Annotated in this window: 3 protein-coding genes; 1 reads left to right on the top strand and 2 read right to left on the bottom strand. The window is 70.7% G+C overall.

Annotation, left to right across the window (positions count from 1 at the left end):
• A partial coding sequence (locus JZ791_RS40050; protein ID WP_216902528.1) for an endo alpha-1,4 polygalactosaminidase occupies positions 1–710 on the top strand: 710 nt, incomplete at its 5' end.
• A 61-nt stretch (positions 711–771) separates the two neighbouring features.
• Here the strand turns inward: JZ791_RS40050 and JZ791_RS40045 are convergent.
• The gene (locus JZ791_RS40045) at positions 772–1041 is read right to left on the bottom strand and encodes a hypothetical protein (RefSeq protein ID WP_216902526.1); all 270 of its coding nucleotides are present in this window, start codon (positions 1039–1041) and stop codon (positions 772–774) included.
• Between the two features lie 25 nt (positions 1042–1066).
• Positions 1067–15487 (bottom strand): hypothetical protein, encoded by a 14421-nt coding sequence (locus JZ791_RS40040; RefSeq protein WP_216902524.1) that lies wholly within the window; start codon positions 15485–15487, stop codon positions 1067–1069.
• Positions 15488–15611 lie beyond the last annotated feature (124 nt).

Below are 15611 nucleotides of genomic sequence, written 5' to 3'. Positions count from 1 at the left end.
GGGCGGCGGACTATCAGCTCGGGGGGCCGTATCCGCCGCCGGCGGGGGTCACGATCGTGACCCGGGACAGCACGGCCGCACCAGTGGCGGGGGTCTACAACGTCTGTTATGTCAACGGGTTTCAGACTCAGCCCGGTGAGCAGGAGTTGTGGCGTGGCCAGCGTCGTGATCTGCTGCTGAGTGGGGCCGACGGGAAGCTTGTGGTCGATGACAACTGGCCCGACGAGTATCTCTTGGATACCTCGACGCCGGAGGGTCGGAGCAAGCTGGCCGAGATCCTCGGGCGTACCATCACCGGTTGTGCGGCGGCGGGTTTCCAAGCCGTGGAGTTCGACAATCTGGACTCCTACACTCGGTCCGGCGGTCGGCTCACCGCGGCGGACAATCTGGCGCTCGCTGCCCTGTTGTCGCGTATCGCGCATGACGCTGGATTGCTGACCGGTCAGAAGAACTCGCCCGATCTCGGAGAACAGGCCAAGCGGGAAGCGTCCTTCGACTTTGCCGTCGCGGAGGAATGTCTGCAGTTCCACGAATGCGACAAGTACTCCTCGACCTATGGTGGCCGCGTCGTCGACATCGAGTACACCGACGATCTTCCCGGGCCGCTCGACACGGTCTGCGCACAGCCGGATCGTCCGGCCTTCACGCTCATTCGGGATCGCAAACTCGTACCGCAGGGCGACGCGGGGTACTTTTACCAGCACTGCTGACCGCGGAGCCTCGAAACATCCGCCCGGTCACTGGCCGGGTTGGCAATCGTCGCTGCTGCGCCTAGCGACGGTTGATCTCGTCGATGCGGCGGGCGAGGTCGGACATGCGGGCCGCGGCGTGTGAGCCGTCGAGTTGTGCCTCGAAAGTGTCGCGGGCCGTCTGGATCAGGGCGTCCGGGATCTCGGGATGGGCGTCGGCGATTGCCCACAGGGCGCGTTCGGTCTCGTCGTCCAGGCCGGTGCCGGTGGTCAGGCCGCCGCCGGTGGTGACCGAGGTCAGTTCGCGGTCGAAATTGCGGCGCAGGTCTTCGGGTGTGAGTCGGTCGCGCACGAGGGCCTCCGAGGGTGTTGCGGTGTCAGCCGGGGAAGAATTGGGATCTGCGCATGGTGTTGTCCAGGACGTCGCGGATCATCAGGCCCAGGTCGATGGCGGGGGTCAGGTTACGGTAGCGGATCTGTCCGATGCGACTGCCTCCGTGGGTCACCGTGAGCACGGAGTGGTGGCGGCCGGTGCGTTCCCAGTGCACGATCACGGCGAGGTCGTCCGCGTCGATCACCTGCGTGCCCAGGCGCAGCATCAGGCGGCCCTGCTGGCGGTAGAACACGACGTGTATGCCTTCGATGTCGCCGAACACGCCGCTCGGCATCCCTACCGGCATCGGTGCGGGGCGCATCGCGCCGGTCGGCGGATCCAATTCGGCCCACTCGTCCCGGCTGCCGTAGCGCAGGACGAACAGTGTGGTCGGTGCGGGCGGCGGTGGGCGGAGGCGTCGCTGGGGGGTGTTCTGCGCCGCCGTCGTCCGAGGGGGGTACATCGGGGGGTAGCCGCTCGGAGGTGAACTGGTTTGGGGCACAGGCAATCCAGGTGACCCATCGGCATGGGTCGGGTGATCCTGTGGTGCGCCGGGCCGGCCGAAGGAGTGCCGCGGCTCCGATGTCGTCGGGTATCCGGGCAGGGCCGTGGACGGTCCGTTCCATCCTGGCGAGGTTGTCGCATTCGGTGCCTGCGCGCCCGGGCCGGGCTGCCTGTTGTCATAACCCGGACTCTGCTGCCTGCCTGATTGGGGGCCGCTCGGAGCCTGCGGTTGCCGGCCGGCGGGATTCGGTGCGCCGGGTATCTGCGGGAGATCCGGGAGGAACGGGATCTGTTGTAGCGCAGGTGATTCGGCAGGCGATCCGGTGGACTGTCCAGAAGACGGGTACTGATCCGCCGTCTGTGAATCCGAGTCCCCCGAACCATCCTGGCGGCGGGAGACACTCTGCTCACCGAGAAGGTCGCGGCCACGCCTGTCGACGTCGCGATCCTCCTGACCGCCACCGTTGTACTGGTCGCGATCGTGTCCGTCATGATCGTCGTGGTCGTGCCGATGATCACGATCGCGCCGGTTGCCATTGTCGGAGTCGCGGCCACGCTGGTGACGGTCATCGTGATCGTGCTGTCGATCGCGATCGTGCTGGTTGCGATCGTCCGCGTCGCGGTCACGCCGGTCACGCTCGTGACCGTGCCAATGATCGCGATCGTGTGGGGAATCACCGTCCCGGTCGTGGTCATGTTGGTCGCGATCATCCCGGTCGTGGTCGTGCAGATGACCGTGGTCGTGCTGGTTGTGATCGTCGTGACCGTGATCGTGTCGACCGTGATCGTGGTGACGATCGCGATCGTGTTCACGGTCGCGCCGGCCGTGATCATCCCGATCACGGCCCTTCTCGTGCTGGTGCTGGTGCGATTCGTGAGGCTGCTCGGGCGCTGCCGGCTGTCGGCCCGGTGGTTGCGGCTGCTGCACGGGGGGCTGAGGCAGCTGGACAGGTCGCGGTGGTTGTTGCACCGGCGGTTTCGGGTGCTGCACTGGAGGCGACGGGAGCGTCGGCTCGGGCAGCGGACCGGGCTGGGCCGCTTGGAATTCCGGCCAGTTGTACTCATACTGCGGGTAATAGCGTGGGACGAGGGGCAGATGGGGTTTGCGGATCTCGTCATCTCCGCCGGAGTCACCACCATCCGGTGCGGGTCCGGCAGGCGGCCCGGAGGCTCGCTGTCCGGTCGGCGTCTGTCGTGATTGCTGTTGTGCCCCAGATGGTTCGAGCACGAACTGCGCGGCCGACGGCGACTTCAGTGGCGCGGTGTGGGCTCGGCCGCCGGAATCCACCGCCAGGCGTACGTATTCCAGTGTTGTGTCGGGATTCGCCAGTGCGTCGGCCAGTCCGGGCACGTGGGGCAGTGCCGCGCGCAGGATGCCATCGTGTGGGGAACCGCCGGCCTCGTCGAAGCGGCGGCCGACCACGATAATTCGTGGCGGGTCACTGACGAGACCGACCTGGGGATGCTCCGAGGTGACCTGCGCGCCCCGCGAAGTCAGGTAGTCGGGGCCCGCCGCGCGGGTGATTCGATCGGTCAGCCGGAGGATCTGTTCCCGCAGCGTGTTTCGTTCGGCCGTTGCGGCTTCGACGTCCACGCCCCCGGCAGCGACGGCGGCGTTGAGCCGTGGCAGTCGGGCGGTGAGTTCGGCGCGTTCTCGCGCCAGCCGCTCCACCTCCGCACGTGCCGCGTTCAATTCGTACGGCAGCTGCGGGCCCAGCTGTGCCAACGGATGCGCGGTCGCGGCAACCTGACCCGCGCCGCCCGGGTCGACGGACTCTGTATCCTCCCCCAGCTGCTGCCCTTGTGCCGTCGACTCCGCTGCCTGCTCCCGGCGCTGCTGTGCCGCCGGCTCTCCTACTCTCTCCGGCAGTTGCTGCCCCGCCGAATTCCCCTCCACCGCGAGCTGCTGTCGACCCGTGGAGTTCGCTTCGCCTTGTGCCGCTGCGGCTTCACTGCCCGGCCGCGCCGCCCGGATCGGCGAACCTGCCTCGCGCAGCAGCAAGTCGTAGAGCACGCGGGCGGGCTCGGTGGCGTTGCTCCCGTTGAGGGTGACGTCGAGGAAGGCGTGGGCGAGAGCCTCTTTCGGGCTCAACGTGTCCCGGTCGAAGCTGTCACCGCTCAGCTGGTCCAGCCAGGACAGGTATCCGGCGAGGTCGACCGCGCCCCGCGCGGTGGTGTAGTGGCTCAGCAGTACGCGCACCGCCCGGTCCCGCGCGCGCATACTTCCGGCATAGTCGAGGGCGTGGCCGAGTTCGTGCACGATCGTCGCGTACACCGGCCGGATACCCACGCCGCGTGGGGCGGAACGGTCGCGCTCCGCCCTGTTCAGCGCGGCTCGCAGTTCCTCCGGGTGCAGGGCCAGATCCCGGTTCAGCGTGATGGATTCGGCGTAGTAGGTGCCGTCCGGACGCTTGCGCCACACCGCCTGCGCGGGCCGGCCGTCGAGGGTCGGGCCGATGTCGATGCGGTGCACATCGATCTCGGGATGCGGGGGCAGTATGTCGTCGATCGCCCGCGCGTACTCCCTCAGCACATCGAGATCGACTGCGGGATCGTCGAATCCGGCCACTTCCAGCGGGGACCGGCCGAGCGTGGCGTCACCCGGGTGCCGCGCGGTGAGTTCGGCGACGATGCCGTCCCGGTCCAGCTCGGACCAGTGGTCCACCACCGGTTCGTGCGCCGGTGCGGGCTCGGGCTGGGACGGATCCTCTCGCGGACCGGGCAGCGGGAATCCGTCGCTGCCGCGGTTCGCGTCCGGCCCCGCGTCGCGCCGGAACTTGTCACCGGCCCGGCGGAACATCCCACGCTGCTCGGGCGCCAGCGCGGCCTTGCCGTTGCGCAACGTCGAGGAGATCCGGTCCAGCAGCCGTTGCGGATCCCGATCGGTCATTCCCTGTAGGTAGCGGGACAGCACGTCGGACATGTCGCCGCGCGGGCCGAGCACCGGCACCCGCCAACCGCCCGTGCCATCGCGCTCGAGCCACACTTCCAGCGGCATGAGGCCGACCTTGAATTCATGCCTGACGTATTGCAGCGGATCGCGATCCGGATGCATTCCCTCCGGCGCCAGCGCCACCCGCCGCATCGTCAGGTCCCGTAGGACGGCCGCAGGGTGCGGCGGCTCGATCGATGGGTCGGCCCGGGCCAGCTGGTATCCGCGGTAGACGAAGTCGGTCCGCAACCTCTCGCCGACGTCTACCTTCGTCTTTCTCTTCTGGCCGAGCTGGATTTCCATGACGCCGGAGTCGATGACGGTCGGCCCCAGTTGCTTCAGCCACTCGTCGAAGCCGATCCGGATTTCCCCCGCCGCGCGATGCCGCAGATAGTTGGCGAGTATCTGGGCGCGCGACTCGGACGAGTCCGGCCGCCGGTACGCGCCCTCGGCGACCTCGGCGTAGATAGACCGCACCTGGAGCGTTCCGTCCTGGTCCGGCTCGACCACCCGGTAGTCCATGCGGTGTGTCTCGTTCCACCACGCGTCGGCCAGCTCCGGCCGCGCATCGCGCAGTTCCCCGAGGGCATCGAGATGACCACCGGGACCGGCCACCACCACGAGCGCCGGTCGCTCGTCATCGGTTGTCGCATCCCAGATCTGGGCCACGGTGTCGGTCAGTCGCACGATGGTCTTGTGGGGAACGTCGTGCGCCATCAGGCGATCGATCTCCCGCCGCGCCGCGTCCCGCACCTCCGGTGACTCGTGCGCCGACTCGGCCGCGTCGGCCGGATCCTCGACAGGGTCCGGCTCGGCCTCGACATACGGGCTGCCCCACTGCAATCCGCCGCCGGCGGCCGCGGCGCGAATCACGTCGAAGAACAGCTCGGCTTGCTCGGCGCCGACCCGATCGACGTGGCGCCGCACCGCGTTTCGGCCCGCCTCGTGCGCGAGGTGTTCCGGCGCTTCGGGCGAACGCCGTGCCGCACGGGCGGCCTTCGCGTGGGCCTTGTCGTATGCCTCGGTGTAGGCGCGCTCGGCGGGGCCGACCGGTATCGCCTTGCCCGACCGGCGCAGCAGCCGCAGGCCGGCTATCTCCATCGCGTAGTCGGCGCTGCGCAGTTCGCGCAGCTCCGGCGTGTCCGACGGCGGCCGGGCGTCGAAGGTCTCCCGGCCGACGGCGACGCCGTGGGCCCGGTCCCATTCCGCGCCGTAGCGCCATGCGGGCAGGCCCCCGTCGGCTCGTGAGCCGTAGCCCGCCGAATCGATGTCGGCACGTATCGCCCGCACCCCGGCACGGAAGGCCGCGGCCTCCAGCACCTCCGGATGGGCTGCGGCGGAGCCGTATTCGGCCGTGGCACCCGCCAATGCCTCGGTGTACACCCTGAGATAGGTGCGCTCGTGCGGCTCGGCGGTGCTCAGGTAGTTCGGATTCGCCGGGCTCGACTTCGTCCGGCGCCCCGTGACAACGCGATCCAGCGGATCGACCCTGCTCAGCTTGTCCTCCCGGACCCGGCGCCTGTTCTCGTAGTCGAGCGCGTGCCCCTGGGCTTCGGTGTCCAGCATGCGCGCGATGTATTCGTCGCGATACCGGGTGAGCCGCTCGGGAATTCGCCCCGGCGGGTGCCGGTCGATCTGCACCGCGGCCCGGATCAGCTCCGACAGCCAGCGCGCGGGGAGCTGGCTCTGCTCGAGCACGACGGTTCGTGACGCGGGGTCGTAGCCGATGCCGCGCCGGAAGTACGGTTCCGGCGGGCCGCCCCACTCGCGCACCTGTGGTTCCGTGCTGAAGCGCACCTGAACCCGATGCCGTTGCAGGACAGCGGCGGTCCACTCCCCGATGGCGGTGCCGCCACCGGCGTTGCGCAGCTTGCGCACCAGGACCCCCGCGTCCTGCCAGGGGGCAGGATGTGTGAGAGTGCGCGACAGTTCGGCCAGCGGCGACGCGGCCGCCGGTTCGGGCGAGTCGATCCGCATGGGCTCCGACGCCGACCACGTGGGTTTCGGATCGGGGTTCGGCGCCGCGTGCACCACACCGGAGTCATCGACCACGACCTGGACCAGGTTGCGACTTTCCACTCCGCTGGGCCACGCGATCCCGTCCCGTGCCACCATATCCTGCGCGACCTGGGAGCCGATGCCGTCGACGCGCAATTGCAGATCCTTGCGCAACCGCTCGTGGCGCTGCGCCAGCTCGGCCGCCAGCCAGGTGTCGGCCTGCTTGTTGGCGCCCACGAAGTACATGCCGTTGGACCTGTGGCCGATGATCTGCACTGCCCGGTCGGCAACCGTCACGGGATTGCGGTGATCCGGCAGCTCGTAGCCGTGCAGCAACCGCTTGTACACCCGGTCGAATGCCGCCTCCACCTCGCGCAGCTGCCGCGCGATCACCGCGTGCTCGCGCAGCAGCTCGCGCAGGCGCTGCTCGGATTCCGGTGTCGCCGGGATGTGTTCGGGCAGCTCACCGTCCTGGGCGGGCAGGGCGGGCCGTCGCGCCGCCTCCCATTCGGCGTCGGCCTCGTCATCGACGCGACCCATCATCTCCAGCCCGAAAACCGGATCCGCCAGCAGCGCCTGCAGGCCGGCCTCCCTGCCGATCTCCTCCAGCCCGGGCAAGCGCAGGTCCGGCTGATCCGCAGGCGCGGCCGTGACCGCCGCGTCGTGGGCGTCGAGATAGACCGACCGCAAGCCCGGGGCATACTCGGCTCCGTCGCGGCGCTGGGTCAGCGGAGTGATGTCGACCCCGGCATCGCGCAACTCCCGCAGCAGCTCGCTCTCCGTCACGAAGGCGTCGGCCTCGACCTGCCGGTGAGCGGCCACGTGCTCGGCCCGATCCAGCGCCGCGATCCGGGTGGGCATCACCTCGACGGTCCCGGCTTGCACAGCCTCGATCCGCACCGTCGCGCGGACCACCGCCATGGCCTGCGTCACCTGATCGCGCCCGGCGGGATCGATCACGACGTCCAGCGCGCGGGCGTCGAACGAGTCGGCCGGCTCGGCGCGGTCGCCGGGTTCGGCGAGGCGGACAGACGCACCGGTCGAACGCAGGATGCCGATCGCGCGATGACCGACCTCGGTGTGCGACAACAGTTCCCACACTTGAACCAGGCCCCGATCGGGCACATGGGCGACCCAGTTGTCGGGCTGCTCCGGCCCGCCGTACGCCGCCCAGCGCACGTCATGGGTCATCTGGACCTGTTGACCCGGTGAGGCGATGCGCGGTTCGCCGTCGTGGGCACTCGCGCCCGGCGGGGCGGCGGCCGAATCGATCCCGAAACGGTCTGCCGCCGAGTCTGTTTCGCTGCGGCCCACGCCTGGCGGATCGGCCGCGCCGGGCACCGCGGTCCGGACCAGCAGGTCGTACAGCACCCAGGCGGGCTCGGCGGCGTCCTGCCCATTGAGCACGACGTCCAGGAACGCGTCCGCCAATGCGTCACCCGGGCGCAGCGCGCCCCGGTCGAAGGCGTACGCGCTCAGTCCGCGCACCCAGGCCAGGTATTCGTCGGGATCGATATGGCCGCGCGTGGCTTTGTAGTGCCGCAGCAACGCCTCCTCGGCGCCGGCCCGGGCCCGCATGCCGCCCGCGTAATCCAGCGCGTGACCCAGTTCGTGCACGACGCGGGCGAATACGGGTCGTGCGGCCGCGCCCGGCGGGGCGAACCCGTCGTCCTCCGCGCGCCGCATCGCGGCACGCAATGCCTCCGGATGCGTGGCGAAATCCCGGTTCAGCCTGATCGTTTCGGCGTAGTAGGAGCCGTCGCCGCGCTTGCGCCAGACCGTCTGCGCGTGGTCACCGTTCGCGATCGGGGTGATCTCGACGCGGTGCAGGTCGATCCCGGGATGCCGGGTCAGTATTCCGTCGACCGCGCGCGCGAATTCCCGCAGGGTGTCGAGGTCGACCTGCGGATCCTCGAATCCGTTCAGCCGCAACGGCGGTCGGCCGCGACTCGGATCGCCCGGATGGCGCGCGGTGAACTCGGCCGCGATGCCCTGCCGGTCCAGCCCCGACCACACGTCGTCCACGGGTGCGGTGTGCCCGGTCGGGTTCAGCGAATCGCCTTCGGACAACCGGTCCACGAGGCTGCTCCACGACCGAGCCTCGCTGCGCGACAGGTTCTGCCGCGCCGGCCGGGGACCGATGCCCTGGGGCGGCGTTTTCTCGGCCTGATCGGCGATATCGTCCCCGAGCCGGCGGATCTGCTCGGCGGGCGTGGGGACCGGATTCCGTTCAGCGGTCGTTACGGCCGAATTTAACGGCGCCGCAGCCGAATCGATGCCCGACTGGCCCGAGCCCGACTCGTCCCCTTCCGACAGCCCGCCGGCCCCGGGGTCGCGAGCCGATTCGGCCGCCGGATCGCCGCTAGGGGCGATTGTCGAATCGCCACCGGGCTCGATGCCCGGCTCGGCCGAAGCGACCGTGCCACCGCTGGGGTCGAGCCCGAGAGCGCGGGCCTCGGCCCGCAGACGATCCTCGCTGGACTGCGCGCCCCAGTAGTCGTCGGTGCTCTGGACGACGGCGTTCTTGACCGGACCGTAGCCGTTGACCTGGGTGCGCAGTTCCCGTTGCAGCTCGGTATCGCCGCTCTTGCCCGCGGCTCGGGTCTCGGCACGCAACCGTTCCCACTCGACACCGACGGCCCGCACGACCGCGCGCGCCACATCGTTGTCCGACAGGTCCGGATCCAGGCCCAGTGCCCGGCGTGCCAGTTCCAGCCGATCGTAGGCGGTCCGCTGCGCGGCCCGGGCGCGCGCGATCTCGCGCGGGTAGTCCGTATCCGGTTGCGCCGCAACGACAGTGCCTCGGCCCGCATCCTGCGGAATCACCGTGCCACGGACCCGGATCTGCCCGTCCTCGTCGTGCACCGCGTCGACCCGGATGCTCAGCCCGCGTCCCAGCAGCAGGCGCGGTGACTCGAGCCGTCCGGCCGGGGACAGGTCGGCGCCGCCGACGAACAACGCGGGCGTGCCCTCGGGCACCGTGAGCTCCAGGTGATAACCGGCCTCCGGACGGGCCGACATCCTGCCCAGGAAACCCTGGAGGAAGCCCGGTATCTCGTGCACGGAACCCGGTGCGGCATCACCGAACAGCCCGTGTTCGCCCTCGAAGCTGACCAGCGTCGGCTGTGAGAGGGGCGCCCGGCCGAGCACCACGTCCAGCACCGTGGAGACCTCCGGCGACAGGCCCGATCCGCGCCCGGCCAGGAACTCCCCCAGCACCGCACGTTCCTGCACGGACAGTCCGTCCAGCACCGGATCCCACACCCCGTGGCTGAAACGCAGCCGGTAGGCGACCGTACCCATCGACTCCACGCCGAGGGCCGTGATCGCCTGCGGGGCACCGCCGCCCGGCCTGGGACCGGCGGGCAGCGCCGGGGCCGAACCGGATTCGGGGCCCTCGTCGTCGGCTGCCGCGCGGGCCGCGGCGGCCTCGGCCGCGGACAGTTCCATGTCCCGCGACCTGGCCTGGTGCAGTTCCTCGGTCAGCTCGGCGACCCGGATGTCGGCGAGGTGGTAGCGCTGCACCGCGTCTTCCAGCAGGTTCACCCGGTCGGCGTACTCGCGGCCCTCCGCGACGGGCAGCGTCCGGTTGCCCACCGCCTCGAACAGCCGCTGCCGCTGCGAGTCCTGTTTCAGCTCGTCGTCCAGCAGGTCCTCGACATTGACCCGCACGCCGACCTGGCGGGCCAGCAGATCGGACCGGGCGGCCTCGCGGGCGGTGATCTCCCGCCGCAATTCCTCGCTCAGCCAACCGATCTCGGCGCGGCGGGCGGCCGGGTCGTGCACCGCGTCGCCCGGCTGGGCGGCCGCACGCGCAGCGCGGACCTGCTCGAACAGCTCCTGGGCCCGGGCGGCGACACGATGGTAATCCTCGGCGGCGGAATGCAGTTCGCTCACTCGAGCCTGGAACGCGGTGGTCTCCGGGCTGACGATCCGCCGGAAGTTGCGCACCTCGGCCAGCAGATCGGTCAGCGCCATCGGATCTCGCATGGGTTCCGAGAGCACCTCTCCGGTGTCGACCGGCAGTCCCGCGGCCCGGTCCAGGACCTCCTGCCGGGCGATGGCCTGCTCGACGTCGGCCCGGGCCCAGGCCAGCAGCGCCTGTTCGTGCGCGGCCTCCCGCTCGCGGCGGGCCGCCCAGGCCGGGTCGGTGAACGCGTGCAACTGCTCGGACACCTCGGCACGCAGGTCCGCGACCAGTTCGTGCGCCGTGCGCCCGGTGTCGGCACGGCCCAGCATATCGGCCCAGAAGTCGCGCTCCTGCGGGGTATCGGCGTCGGCGTAGAACTCGACCGTGCCGGCGCGCACCGCCACCTTCAGCGCGGGGTCCGTGCCCAGCAGCGACGACAGGTCCCCGAACAGCGCCCGCGTCGTCAGTTCGCGCAGCGCGGCGACCGGCTCCTGCGGCAGCTGCGGGAACCGTTCGCGCAGACCGGTTTCGGCGAGAATCCGGGCGGCCTGGCGGGTCCGGGGTGGTAGCCAGTCGTCGCCGGTGGTGATCGGTTCCACCGCGTAGTGCAATGCGGCCACCGGCAGCGTGCGATCGCTGAGCAGCGGAATTCGCTTGTCGGTGAACGGGAATGTGCGCCGCCGCAGCGGCCGGCCGGCCGGCAGTTCGTGCGGGTAGTACAGCCGCCCGCGCCGGCGCACGAGCTGCCCGCTGAGCCTGCGGCGGTTGCTGTCCCAGTCGTGGCCCAGGCTCGCGGCGTGCTCATCGGCCTCGTACCAGGTGGCTTTCTCGTGTGCGCGCAGGAAGTCCGCCTCGGCGTGGGCGTCCTCGAGCAGCAGCAGATCCTCCGCGTGCGGGCGGGTGCGGCCGTCGAGGTCGCCGATCCCGGTCAGCCGCAGCCAGGCGTCGGCCACGTGCGGCAGCCGATCGTAGGGCTTCTCGATCAGCCGGCCGTCGGGGCTGGTGGGATCCTGCACTCGCATCTTGTTGATCATCAGGTGCTTCTTGATCAACAGGATCTGCGCGGTGAGTTCCTCGCGCGAGATCATGGTTCCGTCCGCGCGGCGCGCGAAGCCGAGCAGCTCGGCATAGACGGCGCCGCCGTCGCCGGGGCGAAGCAGCGGGTCGCGCGCGCCGGTGAGCTGGTCCACGATCGCCCGCACGTCCGAATGCGCGGTGTCCGCGACGAACCCGCCGATCACCCGATTCGCCCAGGCCTGCACGTGCGCCCAGCGCTCGGCACCGCGCCGCCAGTACGCTTGCAGCGGACCGAGTTCGCTGTCCGGCCCGTGCTCGGCCTCGCTCCAACTCAGGTGTCCCGGTTGCAGATCCAGGCGCGGCGCCTTCCAGCCTCGGTAGCCCCGGAAGCTGCGGACGATCGGAATCTTGCGCAGGACCGGATGATCCGGGTCGAACGGCCCGTCCGGCAGCCAGTACAGATTGCGCCGGCGGCTGCCGAGTTCCGGATTCTTGTGGAAATGCTTGATGATCCAGGGCAGCTTGCGCACGCCCTCGGCGATCTGGATCCACCGCTTGCCGACGTTGTAGAGCGCGTCGTGCAGCGGCAGATCATGGTGCGTGTCGTCGTCCCAGCCATGCGGCGCTTGCACTCCCGGACCCGGACCCTGCAGCCAGAACGCCTCGGCGCGGCCCTGTTCGCTGAGGCTGAGGATCTCCTCGTAGCTCATCTCCGGCCAGTAGCCGTAGATTTCGTGGATCAGCCAGGGCTCCACCATGTTCTGGAACGGCTCGACCGCGACCGCGCCGCTGAATCCGTCGGGCATCTTCTCGTCGTAGTTGCGCGCCCGCACGCCGGGGCGATCCTCGCCTCCGTGCGGAGCCCAGCCCTTGGCCGGCAGGCTCCAATCCTTCAGGGCGGTCGGCCAGTACTTCTTGAGTTTGGTGCCGGGCTTGATCTCCGGCTTGAGCGCCCGGTAGCCCTGCGCCTCACCCTGGCGAGTGCTGTGCGGGACTCCGTCGGCGTCGAACCAGCGCACCAGCACGTCGCTGGAGCGAGGATGCCGGGTGAACGTCTCCAGCTGGGCCGCGAGCCGATCGTCCTGCGGCCACTGCCATCGGGTGTCGCTCCCCATGGGGACACCGGTTGCCTCGCGGATGAGCCGCCGCCAGGCTATGGGATCGGAAATCTCCAGTGCCACACGGGGACCCGCGCCCCTCGGGCCGATGCGCTGGCGCTCCACCACGGGTGACGGGAGCCGCTCGACCCGGGTGTTTCCCTGGGCGTCCGCGGTCACCCGCACGTAGTCGACGCGGGTGTCCGGCCGTTCCAGCAACCGGGCCAGATAGTGGCGGCGGGACAGCACCTCGAGCAACGCGGCGGCGTGTGCGGCGCCCGGCGGACTACCGTACTCGTCGCGGCCCGCGACCACGATGATCCGGCCGCCGCGGAAGCCGCCCCGGCCGTCCGGCACGCCCCGGTCGAACCAGACGTTGGCATTGACCTGCCGCAGCCGCTTCTGGTCCGGATCGGGCGCGTCGGAGCGCCAATGCGCGGCGGCCGCGTCGGCGAACGCGCCGGTGGCGGAGGCACGCTGATCGTTGTATCGGTCGATCTCGTTGTCGGCCTTGGCCACCGCCTCCTCGGCGTCTGCCAGCTCCTGGATCCGGGCCGGATCATCGGCTGCCGGATCGCCGTTACGCCGGGCATCGACCAGACGCGCCTCCAGCTCGTCCCGCCACAGGCGCAGCGGCTTCGCCGCGTCGACGGCGGCCTTGTGCCGGTCGGCCAGCTTGCCCAGCAGGCCGCCGACCGCTTCCTGCCGCGCCGCATCGTGTTTGGCGCCCTGCGCCACCAGTGCGGCGATGTCCTGGTCGAGCTGGCGGATCTCATCGGTCAGCTCGTAGTAGTTCTTCGCGGCCTCGGCCAGTTTGAACAGCGGATCCTGGCGCCGCGCCAGTTCGGCGTCGCCGATCTGCTCGGGCTGGCTTTGCGAGACGTAGTCCAGGCCCTGGTATTCGCCGGTGTAGCCGGTGAGCTCGCCGCCCAGCCGGCGGATCGTCTCGGCCCAGGCGCCCTGGGAGACATCGATGCCGCCGAACTTCTCGGTGCGCCCTTCCAGTTTGTTGCGCCAGTATTCTTGGGCGGCAATCTTTTTCGCTTGCTCGCCGACCAGCTCGTCGAGTCGGCGCTGTGCCGCTTCGGGAGTGCCGGCGACGGGGACCAGTTCCGTGGACGGGGCCGCCGGCTCGACGGGCTGTGGCGCTTCGGGAGTCGGAGTCGTTTCGGGAGCAGAGGGTTCAAGAGCAGAGGGTGCGGCGAGTTGCGCGGGGCCGCCCACCGGTTCGCGCAGGTCGGTGAGCCACACTCGGCCCCGCGCGTCGATGCGGACCTGCTGGAAGAGGAATTCCGTGGCCAGCGAGCGGCGGGTGGCCGGATCCAGGATGTGGTCCGGATTGGCCGCGGGTGAGACCACGACCAGCCGGGTCGTGCCGTCCGCCAGGGTGATCAGGCGGGCCACCTCCGGCCTCGGATGCGCCGGATCCACCGGGCGTCCGTCGCTGCCGATCGGCACGCCCCCGAGTCCGGCCAGCACCTGCCGCGCGGCCAGCACCGCGGCGTCCGCGGTCTTCAGATCGCGCGGCCGCAGGTGGCTGTTCTCGTGCTCGGCCAGCTTCTGCAGCAGGCCGTCGCCGACGTCCTGGACCTGCTGGGCCTCGTTCTCGAGCCGATGCCGCTCGGCCACCAGCGCGGGCAGTTCGGCGGGTGGCACTCCGGTCCGTTTCCACGACTCGTCGGAGCGGGCGCGGTAGGCGGCGATGGTGGCCCGCACCTCGATCTCGAGTTGGCGCGGGCTCAGCCGCCACGGGTTCTCGATACCGAAATTCTCGGCGTGTTTCACCAGCTCGGCGTAATTCTTGTCGGCCGACCTGGTAAGCCGCAGGACGTCGTAGGCGAGCTGGCGCAGCGTGCGGCGCGCCTTGCCGCGGCCGAGTGCGAACCGCTGCTCGTCGCCGGCGGGAGTCCAGTCGCCGGGGCGGCCCACCGGCGCGAACCGCTGGACCGGCTCGGGCGGCGGGGTGTGCTCGCCCACCCAGACACGACCGTTGTCGTCGATCTCGACCTGGTAGTAGACCGCGTCCCCGAACCCCCGGGAGGCGAGCCCGCGGCGGCGGGCGGCGGGCAGGTGCGTTTCGGGATCGTCGGTCGCGCCGACGCCCACCAACCGGTCGGGTTCGCCCCGGGTTCCCGGGACGGTGCGGCTGTGCGAATCGCCGTAGTGCAGGTGGACCGTGGCGTAGCCGATGATGCGCGGCCCGTAATCGGACAGGCCGGTTCGCTGGTACAGGATCTCGTGCTCGGCGGCGGCCTGGGCGTCCCCGCGGCGCATCGACTCGTTCGCGGCGGCCACGCGATATCGATCGAGTTCCGCCAGCACCGGGACGCCGTGTTCGCGTGCGGCGGCGATGCGCCGGGCGATCTCGGCCCGCAACTCGCGTTCCACGTCGGCGGCCGGGCGGCCCGCCGGGGCGATGCCGTACGCGCGCATCAGTTCGTCCCGGCGCTCCGCGGTGATCGGCACGAGCCGGCCCGGGCGGCCGGGGATACCGGGGCGCGTGCCGGTCAGCTCCTGGATCGTCCGCACACCGCGTTCCTCGATCGAACCGATCGCGTCACGGATGGCCTGCTCGACAAGGTTGTCGCTGACCTCCACGCCCAGGCGGCGGGCCTGGCGGGCCAGGGCCGACAGCGGGATGCCGTCGATCCGGCCGGCCAGGGCGCGCAGCTCCGGGGCGGCGGTCGCGGCGGCGGCGCGCTGCGCCTCGGCGGTCAGGATGCGGCGGCGCAGTTCGGGGGCCTGGGCGTCGCCGGGGTCGAGGCCGAGGTCTTCGGCTCGCCGGCGCAGGTCGGTGAGTTCCTGGCGCCGCAGGTCGGGTCGGCGCAGATCGTTTTCGTGCTGCTGCTCGGCCAGATCCGCGGCCGCGTCGAGCCGGTCCCGCACCAGATGCCTGCGCACCTGATCGGGGTCGATCCCGAACTCCCGCACTCGGGCCATGGCCCGGTCCCATGCCTCGGCCCGCATCGCGCCAGCGCGCGCCAGGTCGCGCAGTGCCCGGCGCAATCGTGCGGTGAGCGGCCGGTGCTGTTGCTGTCCGCTCTGCCGGGTCCAGCCGTCCGGGGCGGGCGTTTCCGGGCCTGTCTCTTAT

The organism is Nocardia alni, from assembly GCF_019038435.1.
Lineage (GTDB): Bacteria > Actinomycetota > Actinomycetes > Mycobacteriales > Mycobacteriaceae > Nocardia > Nocardia alni.
This window is presented reverse-complemented; position numbering and strand designations above follow the sequence as displayed.